The sequence below is a fragment of the Arthrobacter glycogeni genome, assembly GCF_054510815.1.
The window spans coordinates 61,801-78,737 of sequence record NZ_JBTNDV010000011.1 but is presented as its reverse complement, the minus strand read 5'-3'; the positions used below and the strand labels follow the sequence as shown (position 1 = coordinate 78,737).

Genomic DNA, 16,937 nt, shown 5'->3' with positions numbered 1-16,937 from the left:
GAAAGCGTCAGACCCAGACTGTAGAGTCCCGGTGTAACGACAGGAAGACGAGGGCCTACATGGAAGCACTGTGGATCATACTGACGCTGCTGGTGGCGGCCGGTGTCGGTTGGCCGGTGACCACCGGTGTGCTCAAGCTCGCACGCTCGGTCGACGAGCGCGAGGAGACGACCCAGCTCGAGACAGCCGAGCACGAGAAGGCCGAGCACGAGACGACCGAGCACGAATCGCCGGATCGCGCTGAGCAGGTACCCGCCGGTGCCGCAAGGGTCGTGATTCCAGACCCGCCAGCACACGAACCAGCAACCCCGGCGCAGCCACCAGCCCGACCCGGGGTCCTCCGTGGTGGTCTGGTCATCGGCATCCTGGAGCGTCTCGGGGTGGCTGGCGCCATCATCGCCAACGAACCGGTCGCGATCGCCTACGTCGTGGCGATCAAGGGCCTCGGCAGGTACGCGGAGTTGAAGGAGACCCCAGCGGTTGCCGAACGCTTCATCATCGGAACCCTGACATCCCTGTTGTGGGCTGCCGCCGTCGCCGGCTTCGCGGCGGCGTACCTCCTGTAATCACGTATAAGGTGGATCCATGAGTGTTTACGCAGTGGAATATGTGTATGGCCCCGATAGCTCCGACCTACGCGACGAGCACCGGCCGGCTCACCGCGAGTGGCTCACCAGCCTCGTGACCGATGGTCGGGTCCTCGCGTCCGGCGCGTTCGCCGATGGCGCGGGTGCGCTGCTGATCTTCACCGCCGACGACGAGCAGTCGCTCAACGACCTTCTGCGCCAGGATCCGTTCGCCCTCCAGGGTGCCATCGCCGCGGTAAAGGCCACCGAGTGGAAGCCCGGCATTGGCCTGTTGTCGCAGTATGCCTAGACCCACCACATTTGATGTACCGATGAACTACACATGGAGGATCCTTTGACCTCGGTCAGTTTAGGAATGCCAGCCGCCCCACCGCCCGTCCTTGCTCCCCGCCGCAAAACCCGGCAGATCAAGGTCGGCTCAGTGGGCGTCGGATCGGATTCGCCTATCAGCATCCAGTCCATGACCACCACCCCCACCACCGATATCAACGCGACCCTGCAACAGATTGCTGAGCTGACGGCCACCGGCTGCGACATTGTGCGGGTCGCCTGCCCGTCCGCTGACGACGCCGCAGCGCTGCCGATCATCGCCCGAAAGTCACAGATCCCGGTCATCGCTGATATTCACTTCCAGCCGAAGTACGTTTTTGCTGCCATCGATGCTGGTTGCGCGGCCGTCCGGGTCAACCCTGGAAACATCCGCAAGTTCGACGACCAGATCAAGGAGATCGCCGCCGCGGCCAAGGCCGCCGGAACCTCGATCCGCATCGGCGTCAACGCTGGCTCCCTCGACCCGCGGCTGATGGAAAAATATGGCAAGGCAACCCCGGAAGCGCTCGTAGAGTCGGCTGTCTGGGAAGCCTCCCTCTTCGAGGAACACGACTTCCACGACTTCAAGATCTCCGTGAAGCACAATGACCCGGTGATCATGGTCCGAGCCTACGAACTGCTGGCCGAACGGGGCGACTGGCCCCTGCACCTCGGCGTCACTGAGGCGGGTCCCGCTTTCCAGGGCACCATCAAGTCGGCGACAGCGTTCGGCGCGCTGCTGTCCAAGGGGATTGGTGACACCATTCGGGTGTCCCTCTCGGCCCCGCCCGTGGAGGAAATCAAGGTAGGGAACCAGATTCTGCAGTCGCTGAACCTGCGGCCGCGCAAACTGGAAATAGTGTCCTGCCCCTCCTGTGGGCGTGCGCAGGTCGACGTGTACACGCTCGCCGAGCAGGTGACCGCCGGCCTTGAAGGCATGGAGATCCCGCTCCGGGTGGCAGTGATGGGTTGTGTGGTGAATGGTCCAGGCGAAGCCCGCGAAGCGGACCTTGGTGTGGCCTCCGGCAACGGCAAAGGCCAGATCTTTGTGAAGGGCCAAGTCATCAAGACTGTTCCCGAAGACCAGATTGTTGAGACACTCATTGAAGAAGCCATGAGAATAGCCGAGGAGATGGGGGAAGCAGATGGCGAGACTGCTGGCCAGGGTGGCCCCATGGTTACCGTCAGTTAGGTCCCCCACCGAGCAGTACGACACGACCGGCCCGGTCGGGCCGGCGAATCCCGCCCCGTCCGATGGGTTCGCGACGCTCGGCAAGGAGCACAACGAAGCCCTCGGACGGCTGGTTGAGCGGGACCCGACCGCCAACGTCTTCATCGCCTCGCACCTTGAGGCATCCCGCGGCTTGTCGCCGTCCTATGCTGGCGGCGAAGTGATCGGCATTTTCCGTGACGGTGAGCTGGTTTCGGCGTGCTGGGCGGGTGTCAACCTGGTGCCCATCGCAGTGTCGGCTGCCGACGGCGCCGCCCTCGGCACCTACCTGGGGCAGTCCACGCGAAAGTTCTCCTCGATCTTCGGGCCCTCCGAAGCGGTGCTGGCCATCTGGTCCACCCTGCAGGAGTACAGTCCAGAGCCATTCGACGTGCGCCCCGCACAGCCGCTGCTGGCCATCACCGGACAGCCCAAGGTCGAGCCCGCTGCTGGGCTCCGATTCACCCGTGAAGACGAGCTGGACGTCATTGTTCCTGCGTGCGCCGCCATGTTCGAGGAAGAAGTCGGCTACTCACCCTTCACCGGCGGCGGCGAATATTACCGTCGCAGGGTGGCGTCCCTGGTCCGGCGACAGGCGTCGCTGGCAGATTTCGACGACGACGGCCAGGTGATCTTCAAGGCCGAACTTGGCACAGTCTCGAGCACCACGGTTCAGATCCAGGGTGTCTGGATGAACCCGGCCTACCGCGGGCAGGGGCTCAGCGCGGGCTACCTTGCCGCCGTCGTCCTCGCCGCCCAGCAACGCGCCCCGGTAGTGAGTCTCTACGTCAACTCGTTCAACACGAGGGCGCTGGCCGCCTACCGGACGGTGGGATTCAGCGAAGTGGGGACCTTCGCCACGGTCCTGCTTTGAGTGGGCGGGGTGGCCGCCGGCTGACCGCGCTATCGTGTGCCGTGCTGGTCATCGGCACCGGGTGCAGTGCGGACCAGGGCACTGACGACCGCCCGCCCCCGTCCACATTGTCGCCCGCTCCGGGCCCCTGACCCAGGAGGAGGCAGCGACCCAACGGTCACCGCCGAACCTGGCGGTGACCCGTCGGCCAGCCTGAACGCCGAGTTCACTCCCAGCGAGCTGGCAGCGGCACTGGCAACGGTCAACGAGGAGGCGTCCCTTGAAGGGGTCATCCTGACCGACCCGGAGATTCGGGAGCTCATCGTGGATCAGGCCGCGAACCTAGGCGAGCTGACCGTCTCGCCCGAGGAATGCAACGTCTTCGCCGACCCGGAGCTCACCGAACAGGCCCTGAGCGCAGCACTCGCCACCATGACCTTCGCCGGAGCGTCGTCTCTGCAGCCGGATTCGATCGGCCTGTCCAGCCACGAATCGGATGAAGTGATCCAGGACCAACTCGACGCCAACCGGGACCAACTCGCCGACTGCAGCGATTTCGACATGGAGATCGCTGGGGAAGTGGTATCCGTGGGCGTCACCGAACTGCCGGTCACCACCATCGCCGACGAAGCCTTCGCAGTCCAGACCATGGTCCGGGTGCCGGGGACTATTCAGCAAACCATCTCGCTGACCGCCGTCACCGGGACCACCACCATCAACGTGACGATCGGCAGCTCGGGGGACGACACGCTGGATTTGGCACGGGGACGGGACCTCGCTGATTCGACGGTTGCCGCGCTGCGTGGTCTTTAGCGGTCCGTGACAAGCGTCGGTGTCAAGCGTCCGTGCCAAGTGTCCGTGACGAGCGTCTGTGTCACCGGGGTCTGCCGGAAACGGTTAGATTGGTATCTGATGAAGCTGCCGAGGCAGTCAGTGCTGAAGAAACGGATTTTAACGCGTGGTCCTTCGACTTTCCACACTTTTCCTGCGCACCCTGCGCGAGGACCCCTCCGACGCCGAGGTAGCCAGCCACCGGCTCCTGGTCCGGGCTGGCTATATCCGCAGGGCAGCGCCAGGGATCTACACCTGGTTGCCGCTCGGACTGCGGGTGCTCGGCAAGGTGGAGACCATCATCCGCGAGGAAATGGCAGCCATCGGCGCCCAGGAAGTCCATTTCCCTGCACTGCTGCCCAAAGAGCCCTACGAAGCAACCAACCGGTGGACCGAGTACGGTGACGGGATCTTCCGGCTGCAGGACCGCAAGGGCGCAGATTACCTGCTGGCACCCACCCATGAGGAGATGTTCACCCTCCTGGTGAAGGACCTGTACAACTCGTACAAGGATCTTCCCCTGAGCCTCTTCCAGATCCAGTCCAAGTACCGCGACGAGGCACGCCCCCGCGCTGGACTGCTGCGCGGCCGGGAGTTCATCATGAAGGATTCCTACTCCTTCGACATCGACGACGCCGGCCTGGAGCGCAGCTACCAGTTGCACCGCGGCGCCTACCTCCGGATTTTTGAGCGCCTCGGCCTCACAGTGGTCCCCGTTGCCGCCACTGCCGGCGCGATGGGCGGATCCAAGAGCGAAGAATTCCTGCACCCGTCAGAAATCGGCGAAGACACGTTCGTCGCATCCGAAGGCGGTTACACCGCCAATGTCGAGGCAGTCACCACCGTCGTGCCGAAGGAAATCGACTTCACCGGTGCCGCGCCGGCGGACATCAAGGACACCCCTCACACCCCCACCATCGACACGCTGGTCAGCCATGCCAACGAGGTTCTCGCACGCGACGACCGTCAGTGGACTGCCGCTGACACCCTGAAAAATGTCGTGCTTGCCGCGGTCCTGCCCACCGGTGAACGCCGCCTGGTGATTGTCGGTCTGCCGGGCGACCGGAGCGTTGACCTGAAACGCATCGAAGCGAACCTGCCGCCGCACCTTGAAGTCGGTGGCGAAGTGATGGTGGAACCCGCTTCAGAAGACGATCTCAGGAAGCACCCGGGCCTGGTCAAGGGCTACATCGGCCCGGGGCTGAGCCTCGACGCTCCGGTACTTGGCGCCGACGGATCCACCGGGATTCCTTATCTGGTGGACCCGCGTGTCGTTCCGGGCACCTCTTGGATCACCGGTGCCAACGTCTCCGGCAAACACGTCTTCGGTCTGGTCGCCTCCCGCGACTTCGCCTGGGACGGGGTCATCGAGTCAGTCGAGGTGCGCGACGGCGACGAGGCACCCGACGGGTCCGGCCCACTGAAGGCGGCCCGCGGTATCGAGATGGGCCACATTTTTCAGCTCGGCAGGAAATACGCTGACGCGTTGGGGCTGAAGGTCCTCGACCAGAACGGCAAACTCGCAACCGTCACGATGGGCTCCTACGGCGTCGGGGTAACCCGTGCCATCGCTGCCCTGGCCGAATCCAACCGGGACGACAAGGGCATCATCTGGCCACGGAATGTGTCGCCAGCCGACATCCATTTGGTGGCCACCGGTAAGGGCGAGGAAATTTTCGCTGCAGCGAACCAGCTCGCCGAGGACCTCACCGCCGCCGGGTTGGAGGTCATCTACGACGACCGACCCAAGGTCTCCCCGGGGGTGAAGTTCGGTGACGCCGAGCTGATCGGCGTGCCGACCGTCGTCGTCGTCGGGCGCGGCCTGGTGGACGGCGTGGTGGAGGTCAAGGATCGCCGCAGCGGCGAGGCGGAGAACGTCGCAGTGGCTGAGGTTGTTGAACACCTCCGCCGCCTTGTCACCCAGTAGCGGGACCGGATGTACTCCGGGCTGGAGGAGATCCAGCTCGCGACCCTGCTCCTGGTGGTGGTCGCGGGATTCGCTGCGGGCTGGGTGGATGCTGTAGTCGGTGGTGGCGGGCTGCTTCAGCTACCCGCCCTGCTCCTGGTCCCGGGGATCACCCCGGTGCAGGCCTTGGCGACCAACAAGATGGGGTCCCTCTTCGGCACCACCACCAGCGCTATCACCTATTACCGGCGGGCAAAACCGGACCTGAGGACGGCGTTGCCGATGGCAGGTATCGCCCTGGTGGGTGGGTTCGGTGGGGCGATCATCGCCACCTCCCTGCCGTCCTCGGTTTTCAAACCCATCATCGTGGTGGCGCTCATCGCGGTCGCCGTGTTCACCGCGTTCCGCCCCACCGTAGGCACGCTGACGACGCTGCGCCACGCCGGTGGGCGGCACTACGGAACAGCAGCGGCAATCGGGCTGGTGCTGGGGTTCTACGACGGGCTGATCGGCCCGGGCACCGGGTCCTTCCTGATCATCGCGATGGTGACACTGCTCGGCTACAGCTTCCTCGACGCCAGCGCCAAATCGAAAATCGTGAACCTGGCCACCAACTTCGGTGCGCTGATGTTCTTCCTCCCGAATGGTTCGCTGCTGTGGGGGCTGGGCCTGGTGCTCGGCCTCGCCAACATGGCCGGTGGGTACCTCGGCTCACGCATGGCCATCACGCAGGGCAGCAAATTCATCAGGATTGTCTTTCTGGTGGTGGTGTCAGCGCTGGTCGCCAAACTCGGTTACGACGTGTGGATCGAGAACATTAGACCGAACCTGTAGGTCCCGAACCGGGAGATCGTTCAGGGCCTGACCAGGTCCGCTGGCGCCGGCAGCTCGGGCAGGGTGCGCCGCAGCAGGGTGCTGGCCACCCACAGGGAGCGCTGCGCACCGTCCCGATTTCCCGATTCGACTGCTGAGAGTGCATTTTGCACCTCCCTGACCACGGACCAGTCCCGCGCCAGCAGCGGGTCCAGGTCAGCGGCGAACGCCAGATCGGAACATCTTTCCCGAAGGTGGCCAGCCGGGTCCCGGGGAAACAGCTCGCCGATCCGGTTCCACAGCATCGGCGCGACGGCGAACTCGGCATCTCCAATCATCGGCTTCGGATCGATCGCCACGAAGGTGGAAGCACCGGCCCCAGGGCCGGTGGATCCTGTGCGAGCAGATGCCGGCCGGGGGAGGATGTTGGAATAGTGGAGATCGGAATGCACCAGCACGTCCTGCTCGGACCGGCGCCCCACCGCGCCGCGCACCTGGCAAACCTCCAGGGCGCACTCGAGTAGCCATCGGTCGAACGGTCGGCCCAGCCGGTCCCAGTCAGCGGGCAGCGTGTCGGTCCACATCTCGGCCTGGGCAGCAACCGAAGGGATGTCCTGCCACAAGTTGCCGTTATTCGGGCGCAAGGAAAGGGACCGGACCAGGGTGCCCCACACGGACGCCGTCTCATCCAGCGGCGTCCCGGTGAGTGACCGATCGCCGTCCAACCGCTCCAGCAGCAGGACATAGTCGTCCCGGGCTGCTGCCAGGAGACGCACGGCTCCCCGGCCAGCCCAGAGTGCCAGCGCATCAGGTTCGGTGAGTGCCTCGTCGTGGGGGACCGATACCTTCAGCACGGCGGGGCTGCCGTCGTCGCACCGAACCGGGAGGACCACAGCGGCGCTGCCGAACCAGGGGCGAGTTGCGGCGGAAAGATCGAGGGTCAGATCCCACTCGGCCAGCAGGGTCTGGGCCAGCTCCCGCCACCGGGTAAGCCAGCCGCGCCCGCCCGGAAGGCGCAGTGCATTACCGACCAACGCGGCGGGGAGCTCGATTCCGGGTACGTCCACGAGGCTAAGTCTAGGCTCCGAGCCCCCGCCCAAAGCCCCCGCCGAGGCGTGAGATCTGGCGAGTCAGGGGCACCCCGGGTCGCGGTGGAGTCCCAGGTCGGCGGATCTCGCTTCTCGGCGGTGTTAGACGAGGTTGCTCGCGCCCAGCCATGACCCAATCACAAAGGTCGCGACCAGGGCTAACGCGCCGCCGGCCACCACGCGGAGGGAGGCCCGGGTCTTGGATCCGCCACCGATTGCCGCCCCCATCGCCCCAGTCACCGACAAGGCAAGAAGGACAGCAACGAATGTGCTGGGGACCCGCCATTCTGGCGGCGGCAGCAAAATGGCCAGCAGCGGCAGGATCGCACCCAGGATGAAGGCAGCCGCCGAGGCGAACGCAGCGTTCCAGGCGCTGACGACGTCGGTTTCCTTGATGCCCAGCTCGGCGTCCAGATGGGCGGCAAGAGCGTCGTGGCCGGTGAGCTCCACAGCCACCGTGTGAGCCGTGGCCGGGGTGAGACCGCGGGCCTCATAGATGGCAGCGAGTTCGGCAAGCTCCTCGTCGGGCTGTTCCCTGAGCTCACGGCGTTCCTTCTCAATCAGGGAGCGCTGGCTGTCACTCTGGCTGCTCACCGATACGTACTCGCCGAGTGCCATGGAGATGGCCCCACCGACCAGTGCCGCCAGGCCGGCGGTCAGGATGGGGCCCGTGGTGTTGGTCACTCCGGCGACGCCGACCACTATCGCAGCCACCGACACGATCCCGTCGTTTGCTCCGAGGACACCGGCGCGCAGCCAGTTCAGGCGGTGCGCCAGATCGCCGCGGTGTGGTTCGTCGGTGTGCAGGGCAGCGGTGGCGGCCGTGACTGGCCCAGAAACACTGGCCGGTCGAGAAACGCTATTCGAATCAGGAACACGGTCTGACATGGTGGCTACCTTTCAGGACTTCACTTGGCGATGCCGGGAAACGCCTCAACGACGTTGGTGGTTGAGCGCCGGTGGTCGGTCACGGCAGCGAACCGCTGGACCGCCCACTGCCGTGCTGAACCGTCGGTCAAACCCACCAGATCGGCGTACATCCCGACCAGGCTCGTGTCGAGGGCGGCGAGCGTCGCGGCCGGATCCTCAACGAATCCGGGGTCGAGGGAGAACGCTTGAAGGTGCGGGGGGACAGGGGTGCAGGCTCCAGCGTCGAGTAGGGTCTCACCCTCCACTGCTGCGGCTGTGTGTTGGTCTGCCAACATCAGCAGGGGTGCCGGGTCGGGTGTTCGCGCTGCAGTGACCTCGTAGGCATAGGCCGATCGGCATTCGGCGGTCACCGCATCAGCAAGCCAGCTGGCCTCCGTGCTATTGGCCGGGGTGGCACCGGCGCAGTCTGGGGACGGGTTCACCGCGGCGGCAGGCATGACGGCTGCCGGCGGAACTTCCAGGTCCTGCAGCCCGGCCAGTGTGATTGCCTGCTGCCGTTGGCTGGTCCCCACTGAGGCGAGGAGCCGTGCAATACCCGGTTCGGCGGTGATCGCGGCGTCGAGGTTCTGTTGGGCTGAGGCGAACAGGTCAGCAACGAACCCGGACGGCGTAGGTGCCGGCTCGAGGGGGATGGGTGCCTCGGTGGTAGACCGGTCGGTCGTCGCCGGAGCGGAGGGCATCGGGTGCCTGAGGGCCTCGGCCTGGTCCTGCAGCATGCTGGCAGTCTTGGTGTAGGTGCCCCCCAGATCCGATCCCGGGGTAGCCGATACGGTGGAGCCAGCAAGCACTGCTGCCGCACCGGAGAGGTCCGCCGCCCGGACCTCGGCAGCCAGCTGGGCTTCCTCGGTCAAGGTCAGGGGCGGCGGGCCCTCGGGTTGGGGGCCGTCGAGGTTCAGTCCGAGGGCAACCACGAGGGCGAACGTCAGGAGAAGCCCGAGCGTCCTGGCGATTCGTCGTGCGACGGTACGCGCGGCGACGGGGAAGCCGGAAGGCCGGGGGGCAGCAGAGTCCTTCACAACTCCTGATGATGTCACGATCCCCGCCCGATCGGCAGCCGGTACACCGCATACGCCGGAAAGTCGGTACCCTAGAGCTACAACATCATCGAGTGGGAGGCAGCAATGGCGGTTCGGCCGGGCAATGACAGTCCGCCTGCGGCAAGCACGCTGCAGCAACAGGCACGCGAGGCCGACGACCAGGGCGAATCGGCCAGGCTCACCGCGCTGCTGCTGCCCACCGTTGAGCGGCACGGCCTGTTCCTGGAGGCCGTTGAGATCAAATCTGCGGGATCCGAGCGGGTAGTGAACGTGGTGGTCGACCTGCCCGAGGATCAGAACGGTTCAGTCAATCTTGACCTGATCTCCGCCGTCGCCCACGATGTCTCGCTCGCCATGGATGCCGATCCCCACGACCACGGGCGTCCCTACAGCCTCGAAGTTTCCTCGCCGGGGGTGTCGCGTCCCCTCACCCAGCCCCGCCACTGGCGGCGCAACGTGGGTCGACTGGTTACGGTCCGCCCGTCAAAGGGCGACGACGTGACTGGCCGGCTTCTGACAGTCACCGCCGACGGTATCCGGTTGACCCCCCACCTACCCGTAAAAAAGGGGATGAAGCCTAAAACAGGCGACCCCCTGACTCTGCTGTTCACTGACATCCGGAAGGGCACAGTGCAGGTTGAGTTTGCGCATCTTGATGACACCGGGGACGAAGGCATCGGCGACGATGCCCGTACCTCTACGACACACCCAGCTTCGGAGGCCTAAATGGATATTGATATGAGTGCGCTAAGGCTGCTTGAACGTGAACGGGAAATTCCGTTGGAGCTCCTGATCCCCACCATCGAGCAGGCGCTGCTGGTGGCCTATCACAAGACCGCGGGATCGCAGGACACCGCCCGGGCCGAACTGGACCGCAAGAACGGTCACGTCACCATCTGGGCCACCGAGACCGACGACGACGGCGCGCCAGTGGGGGAGTTCGACGACACCCCCACCGGCTTTGGCAGAATTGCGGCCAGCACGGCCCGCCAGATCATCCTGCAGCGTTTACGTGACGCCGAGGACGACAACATCCTCGGTGAGTTCCGTGGGAAGGAGGGCGAACTGGTGGCCGGGATGATCCAGCAGGGCACCAACCCGCACATGATTCAGGTCAACCTCGGATCGGTCGAGGCGCTACTGCCACCTCCCGAGCAGGTTCCCGGCGAAAGATACTTGCACGGCACCCGGTTACGTGCCTTCGTCGTCGACGTTCACCGCGGCATGAAGGGCCCCTCGATCACGCTGTCGCGATCCCACCCGGGCCTCGTCAGGAAGCTGTTCGAACTGGAGGTGCCGGAGATCGCCGACCACACGGTCGAGATCGTCGCACTTGCCCGGGAGGCGGGACACCGCACCAAGATCGCCGTCAGGGCTCAAAGACCTGGCGTTAACGCCAAGGGTGCGTGCATCGGCGAGATGGGGTCCCGTGTGCGGGCAGTCATGAATGAGCTCAACGACGAGAAAATCGATATTGTCGACTACAGCGACGATCCCGCCACCTTCATCGCAAGTTCACTGTCGCCCTCACGGGTCTCGTCGGTCACGATCACCGACGAGAGCACCAGATCGGCCCGCGTCGTGGTCCCCGACTATCAGCTCTCACTCGCCATCGGCAAAGAAGGCCAGAACGCCCGCCTGGCAGCAAAGTTGACCGGCTGGCGGATCGACATTGTGTCCGACGCCGTGAAGGCCTGAACGCCCCCGACTATCACCGATGCTGTCTTGCCTCCGGATAGGCGCTAGAATGGAAGAGGCTTAGGTCATTGCCATCTCAACAAACCGCCATGAGAACGTGCGTGGGTTGCCGGAACCGCGATGACCAGGCTGTTTTGCTGCGGTTGGTGAAAGACAAGATGGACGGCTCCAACGCCGTCATGATTGACGATCGCCGCCGGCTCTCCGGTAGAGGTGCGTGGTTGCACCCCCAGCCGGCGTGCATGGAACAGGCCCTCAAACGCGGCGCGTTCAACCGCGCCTTTCGGGGCCAGGTTGACACTCGCGACGTCGAGGATCGACTCCAGGCACTCAAGGAAGCTTCGTTACGAAGCCACCCCAAACAAACCGTCCTCCCTGAAAGCGGGTCAGAAAACTGATGGATTCCCGATGAGTACCCAGCGATGAGTGCCCAACGATGAACAATCTGTTGAGCTTTGCAAATGGCTTTTCAGTTGCCCCGGCAGCTGTGGTCTGCAGTAGGAATTAGACGGTTCGTGCCTGACTCGGTGCGGACCGAGACAGGAGAAATGTGGCTAAGGTCCGCGTACATGAGCTCGCCAAAGAGCTCGGAATTACTTCGAAAGATGCAGTAGCCAAACTGCAGGAGCTGGGCGAGTTTGTCCGCTCCGCCTCATCGACAATTGAGGCACCCGTCGTGAAGAAACTTCGCGGCGCATTCCCGGATGCACCCGTTGCAGCCAAGCCAGCCGCTGAACCAGCGCCGGGCAAGGCCGCACCAGCACCGGCGACAACCCCAGCTGCCACCCCGAACGCCCCCACTCCAGCCTCGCCGAAAGCCGCCACCCCGGCCGGCCCCGCACCGAAGGCACCGGAAAAGGAACACCAGGAAACCCCGGCTGCGGCCCCCGAGCCGGCAGCTGCGGCGCCGCAGGCTTCCGCGGCGGAACCAGCAGCGCAGGAACAGTCATCGGCAGCCAAGCCAGGCGCCCGACCAGCACCAAAACCGGCCGAGGCGCAGGCACCCGCCGCACGTTCCGGCGCAGCCCGCCCTGGGGCGCCCAGGCCAGGCAACAACCCCTTCGCCCCCTCACAGGGGATGCCCCGATCGGGACGCGACGGGGATCGCTCAGGCGGACCCCGTCCAGGCAACAACCCCTTTGCCCCCTCACAGGGGATGCCTCGCCCGGGACGTCGCGACGACGAGCGTGGACAGCGTCCAGCCGCTGGCGCAGGCGGACCACGTCCCGCCGCCGGCGCAGGCGGACCACGTCCCGCCGCCGGATCAGCCCGTCCGGGCGGTCCCCGTCCGGCAGCCGGTGCAGCAGGTTCACGCCCCACGCCGGGCATGATGCCTAACCGCACCGAACGTCCAGCGGCTCCAGGCCGCGGCGGCGCGGCCCGGCCAGGCGGCGGACCAGGCCGCGGCGGCCCAGGTGGCGGCCCGGGCGGCGCTCCCGGTGCGGGCGGCGGAGCTCCGGCAGGCGGCGGCTTCGGCAAGGGTGGTCGCGGACGCGGCGGCACCGCCGGTGCTTTCGGTAAGGGTGGAGCAGGACGCGGCAAGCAGCGCAAGTCCAAGCGCGCCAAGCGTCAGGAACTGGAGCAGATGTCAGCTCCGTCCCTGGGCGGCGTCAGCGTACCCCGCGGCGACGGCAACACCGTTGTCCGGCTGCGTCGCGGCTCCTCACTCGCCGAGTTCGCCGAGAAGATAGATGCGAACCCGGCGGCACTGGTCACTGTCCTGTTCCACCTCGGTGAAATGGCGACAGCAACCCAGTCACTCGACGAAGGCACCTTCGATGTGCTCGGCACCGAGCTCGGCTACAAGATCCAAGTCGTGTCCCCGGAGGACGAGGAGCGCGAGCTGCTCGAGAACTTCGACATTGACCTCGACGCCGAACTTGAAGCCGAAGGCGACACTGAGCTTGAGGCCCGTCCTCCAGTGGTCACCGTCATGGGTCACGTTGACCATGGTAAGACCCGCCTGCTGGATGCGATCCGCAAGTCCAACGTCGTCGAAGGCGAAGCGGGCGGCATCACCCAGCACATCGGTGCCTACCAGATCGACCACGATCACGAGGGTACCGAACGGGCCATCACCTTCATCGATACACCCGGTCACGAGGCGTTCACCGCCATGCGTGCCCGTGGTGCGAAGGTCACCGACATCGCGGTCCTGGTTGTCGCAGCCGACGACGGCGTCATGCCGCAGACGGTTGAGGCGCTGAACCACGCACAGGCCGCCAACGTGCCGATCGTCGTCGCAGTGAACAAGATCGACAAGGAGGGCGCCAACCCTGACAAGGTCAAGGGGCAGCTCACCGAGTACGGTCTGGTTCCCGAGGAATACGGTGGCGACACCATGTTCGTCCACGTGTCGGCGCTCAAGGGCGAAGGTATCGACGAGCTCCTCGAAGCTGTGCTGTTGACAGCCGATGCGGCTCTCGACATGCGAGCCAACCCGAACAAGGACGCCCGCGGTATTGCCATCGAAGCGAACCTCGATAAGGGCCGCGGTGCGGTTGCCACGGTTCTGGTCCAGTCGGGAACGCTGCGCGTCGGTGACACGATTGTCGCCGGTGTGGCCCACGGACGCGTCCGCGCCATGTTCAACGAGGACGGTGACAACGTCATGATCGCCGGACCGTCGCGCCCCGTCCAGGTCCTTGGACTCTCGACGGTGCCTCGCGCCGGTGACACCTTCCTGGTGACGCCGGACGAGCGGACCGGCCGTCAGATCGCTGAGAAGCGTGAGGCCGCCGACCGTAACGCTGCCCTGGCGAAGCGCCGCAAGCGCATCAGCCTCGAGGACTTCGATCAGGCGGTTGCAGCGGGCAAGGTTGACACCCTCAACCTCATCCTCAAGGGCGACGTGTCCGGCGCTGTTGAAGCACTCGAAGACTCACTGCTCAAGATCGATGTGGGCGACGGCGTCGCATTGCGGGTTATTCACCGCGGCGTGGGTGCCATCACCCAGAACGACGTCAACCTGGCCACCGTTGACTCGGCGATCATCATCGGGTTCAACGTGCGGCCAGCCGAGCGAGTGGCAGACCTTGCCGACCGCGAAGGCGTCGACTTGCGCTTCTACTCCGTCATCTACGCAGCAATCGATGACATTGAGGCAGCGCTCAAGGGCATGCTCAAGCCAGAGTACGAAGAGGCACAGCTCGGCACCGCAGAGATCCGGGAAGTCTTCCGGTCCTCCAAGTTCGGCAACATCGCCGGCTCGATTGTCCGCTCCGGTGTTATCCGCAGGAACTCCAAGGCGCGTCTGGTCCGCGACGGGACGGTTGTCGGCGACAACCTCACCGTTGAGTCCCTGCGTCGCTTCAAGGACGACGCCACCGAGGTCAGGACTGACTTCGAATGTGGTATCGGCCTCGGGTCCTTCAATGACGTCAAGGAAGGCGACATTGTTGAAACCTACGAGATGCGCGAAAAGCCGCGCGTCTAGGTTGTGAGCTTGGGCGCCCCGGGAATCCGGGGCGCCTTTGCCCACTTCGCGCCCGCACACGGACTTCGTCCGGAGCGTTCGCTCAGACGCCCACCAACCGTAGGCGCCCCGGATTCCCGGGCGTTCGTTTAGCGCGGTTAAGTCGCCTTCTCGGCTTGACCGCACGCTGGGGGCTTGCGACGACGGCAGTCCTCGCCAGCGTCCTTGAAGTCCCCGATTTTTGTTTAGATAAATGTTTAGGCAGGAGGAGTTAGCTATGGCAGATCCGGCACGGGCTTCACGGCTTGCACAACGGATTAAGGTTATTGTCGCTGAGGCGTTGCGTCGTCGGGTGAAGGATCCACGGCTTGAAGCAGTGACCATCACCGATGCGCGGGTGACGAACGACCTCCAGCACGCCACCCTGTACTACACGGTGTTTGGCGACGCAGACGAACAGGTCGCCACCCGCACCGCGCTCGAATCGGCGCGAGGTGTGTTGCGGTCCGAGGTGGGCCGGAACATCACCGCCCGGCTCACGCCTACCCTGGAATTCGTCCCCGACGAGATCCCGGTCAACGCGAGCCACCTCGAAGAGTTGCTGCGCACCGCCCGTGAACGCGACGCCGAGGTTGCGGCAATCGCTCAGGGGGCACAGTTCGCCGGCGATGCTGATCCGTACCGCAAACCGGAAGAAGACGACGAGGACGACGTCGACGCTTCGAAGTAACGAGCTCAACAGCAGGAGGGCGGGTCCGCAGTGGCGGTCCCGCCCTCCTGCTTTGTATGGGACCTGGAGGCCCGGTCTCAACCCTGAACTGCATCGAACCGGGTCGCCGGATAAACGGGGCGGTCTGAGGCCTGGTCAGGCCCAGTCCAGGGCTGCAGTGAGGAGCTCTGTGCGGCAGCGATCCGGGTCTGGCTCAGGTGAAATTGGTGGACCACGACGTCAAGTGTCGAGTCGGAGCGCGCTTCGCGTTGGCGAAAGAAGCCACCAGGAACGAGCTTCAGCTGATCAGGCCCGAAGAGCTGATTCAATGCAGCGTCCGATCGGTGGCCTGCGGTCGGGACGGAAGGCGGGAAAGGCCCTCCATGAGTTCGGCCGCATCGCCGCAGAGCGAGATACGGATCCAGCCCTCACCAATCGAGCCGAACGCCGTGCCGGGCGCCACCGCAACGTCTTGCTCCCGGAGCAGGCGGTGCACCCAGCTCCGCACATCCCCCTCGGTGGCGTGGGACAGATCAGCCCATAGGTAGAAAGCCCCCTCCGCGTCAAGGAACTCGATGCCACGTGACGCCAGCACCGCCGACGCCGCGTCCCGGTTGTTCCGGTAATGAGCCAGGGCCGTGGAGACATAGTCCTGCGGTCCGGTCAGGGCCGCCAGCGCCGAATATTGCGACGACGCCGCAACACAGGACACGATTGACTCCATCACATTGTCGAGCCGCTGCTGCATCCCTGGCGGGGTGATCAGGGCGCCAACCCGGATTCCTGTCAGACCGTAGGTCTTCGACAGGGTGACCGAGGTGAACACGCGGGCAGCGTTTTCGGCCGGACCATCCGACTCTCCGGTCCCATCGAAGCGTGCCGGGCTGACATGCTGCACGTCGTAGATGAACGATTCGTAACACTCATCCGAGATGACCCACAGGTCGTGGGCGCGGGCGAAATCCATCAAGGACCGCGTCAGGGCTTCGCTGAACACCGCGCCGAGAGGGTTCGACGGCGAGTTGAGTACCAGCACCCGGGTGCGGGGACTGAGCAACTCCTCAAGATCCTCAACCCGCGGTTGGAAACCGTGCCCGGCATGCAGGGGGTACTCCACCGGGACCGCGTGCAACAGCCTCGCTGTCATGCCGAAGGTCGGGTAGCCGGGATTGGGAATCAGCACCTCGTCCCCGGCGTCGAGCAGCAGACTCATCGCCAGGTGCAGCCCTTGCTGGGCGCCGGCCGTCACGTACACCCGCCCGGGATCCACCCCGACCGACTGCTGGTCAGCAAACCGTGCAGCGAATGCCTCCCGCAAGGGCGCAATGCCGGCATTGGGGGTGTAGTTGGTCTCGTCCCGGTCCAGGGCCGCCATCCCGGCTTCCAGCACGTGGCGCGCCACCGGAAAGCCCGGCTCGCCGATGCTGAGCACTATTGCACCGGGCGTGGCCCAGGCGGCCTGGGTGATTTCGCGGATCTGGTTGGCGGGCAGTCCGTCGGCGTGGGGAGAAATCTTCGGCATGAGGCAAGCGTATCCTCGCCCGACAGCGA

16 protein-coding genes are annotated in these 16,937 nt (G+C 65.2%); 12 read left to right on the top strand and 4 right to left on the bottom strand.

Annotated elements, in window-relative coordinates; genetic code table 11:
* The first annotated feature begins 59 nt into the window (after positions 1–59).
* The 7 genes from ACX80G_RS12620 (at position 60) to ACX80G_RS12590 (ending at position 6,530) form a co-directional block, all read left to right on the top strand.
* Positions 60–566 carry a hypothetical protein gene (locus ACX80G_RS12620; protein ID WP_459307993.1) on the top strand — a complete coding sequence of 169 codons (507 nt, stop codon included), beginning with the start codon at positions 60–62 and terminating at the stop codon, positions 564–566.
* Between the two features lie 19 nt (positions 567–585).
* Complete coding sequence (locus ACX80G_RS12615; protein WP_459307992.1) at positions 586–876, top strand: YciI family protein; 291 nt, start codon at positions 586–588, stop codon at positions 874–876.
* A 45-nt stretch (positions 877–921) separates the two neighbouring features.
* Positions 922–2,088 (top strand): flavodoxin-dependent (E)-4-hydroxy-3-methylbut-2-enyl-diphosphate synthase, encoded by a 1,167-nt coding sequence (gene ispG, locus ACX80G_RS12610; RefSeq protein ID WP_196841195.1) that lies wholly within the window; start codon positions 922–924, stop codon positions 2,086–2,088.
* Positions 2,042–2,980, top strand: coding sequence for a GNAT family N-acetyltransferase (locus ACX80G_RS12605; protein ID WP_459307991.1), 939 nt, complete (start codon positions 2,042–2,044; stop codon positions 2,978–2,980). Before ispG ends, ACX80G_RS12605 begins: the two co-directional genes overlap by 47 nt.
* Positions 2,981–3,046: 66 nt before the next feature.
* Complete coding sequence (locus ACX80G_RS12600; RefSeq protein WP_459307990.1) at positions 3,047–3,772, top strand: hypothetical protein; 726 nt, start codon at positions 3,047–3,049, stop codon at positions 3,770–3,772.
* A gap of 145 nt (positions 3,773–3,917) precedes the next feature.
* Complete coding sequence (locus ACX80G_RS12595) at positions 3,918–5,717, top strand: proline--tRNA ligase (protein WP_459307989.1); 1,800 nt, start codon at positions 3,918–3,920, stop codon at positions 5,715–5,717.
* A gap of 9 nt (positions 5,718–5,726) precedes the next feature.
* Positions 5,727–6,530, top strand: a complete 804-nt coding sequence (locus tag ACX80G_RS12590; RefSeq protein WP_459307988.1) for a sulfite exporter TauE/SafE family protein — start codon at positions 5,727–5,729, stop codon at positions 6,528–6,530.
* A gap of 20 nt (positions 6,531–6,550) precedes the next feature.
* Here the strand turns inward: ACX80G_RS12590 and ACX80G_RS12585 are convergent, their stop codons facing one another.
* The 3 genes from ACX80G_RS12585 to ACX80G_RS12575 form a co-directional block, all read right to left on the bottom strand.
* Positions 6,551–7,576, bottom strand: coding sequence for an aminoglycoside phosphotransferase family protein (locus ACX80G_RS12585; RefSeq protein ID WP_459307987.1), 1,026 nt, complete (start codon positions 7,574–7,576; stop codon positions 6,551–6,553).
* Positions 7,577–7,699: 123 nt separating this feature from the next.
* On the bottom strand, positions 7,700–8,485 hold the full coding sequence (locus tag ACX80G_RS12580) for a VIT1/CCC1 transporter family protein (RefSeq protein WP_459307986.1): 786 nt from the start codon (positions 8,483–8,485) through the stop codon (positions 7,700–7,702).
* Positions 8,486–8,505: 20 nt separating this feature from the next.
* On the bottom strand, positions 8,506–9,543 hold the full coding sequence (locus ACX80G_RS12575) for a DUF4439 domain-containing protein (RefSeq protein ID WP_459307985.1): 1,038 nt from the start codon (positions 9,541–9,543) through the stop codon (positions 8,506–8,508).
* A gap of 105 nt (positions 9,544–9,648) precedes the next feature.
* Between ACX80G_RS12575 and rimP the strand changes: the two genes are divergently transcribed.
* The 5 genes from rimP (at position 9,649) to rbfA (ending at position 15,407) form a co-directional block, all read left to right on the top strand.
* Positions 9,649–10,290: a ribosome maturation factor RimP gene (gene rimP / locus ACX80G_RS12570; RefSeq protein WP_459307984.1), complete on the top strand. Its 642-nt coding sequence runs from the start codon at positions 9,649–9,651 to the stop codon at positions 10,288–10,290.
* Positions 10,291–11,262 (top strand): transcription termination factor NusA, encoded by a 972-nt coding sequence (gene nusA / locus ACX80G_RS12565; protein WP_459307983.1) that lies wholly within the window; start codon positions 10,291–10,293, stop codon positions 11,260–11,262.
* An 89-nt stretch (positions 11,263–11,351) separates the two neighbouring features.
* On the top strand, positions 11,352–11,660 hold the full coding sequence (locus tag ACX80G_RS12560) for a YlxR family protein (protein WP_459307982.1): 309 nt from the start codon (positions 11,352–11,354) through the stop codon (positions 11,658–11,660).
* Between the two features lie 152 nt (positions 11,661–11,812).
* Positions 11,813–14,698, top strand: coding sequence for a translation initiation factor IF-2 (gene infB, locus ACX80G_RS12555; RefSeq protein ID WP_459307981.1), 2,886 nt, complete (start codon positions 11,813–11,815; stop codon positions 14,696–14,698).
* A 256-nt stretch (positions 14,699–14,954) separates the two neighbouring features.
* Positions 14,955–15,407, top strand: a complete 453-nt coding sequence (gene rbfA, locus ACX80G_RS12550) for a 30S ribosome-binding factor RbfA (protein WP_459307980.1) — start codon at positions 14,955–14,957, stop codon at positions 15,405–15,407.
* Between the two features lie 304 nt (positions 15,408–15,711).
* Here the strand turns inward: rbfA and ACX80G_RS12545 are convergent, their stop codons facing one another.
* Entirely contained in the window at positions 15,712–16,908 is a 1,197-nt protein-coding gene (locus tag ACX80G_RS12545; protein WP_459307979.1) for a pyridoxal phosphate-dependent aminotransferase, read from the bottom strand.
* Positions 16,909–16,937 lie beyond the last annotated feature (29 nt).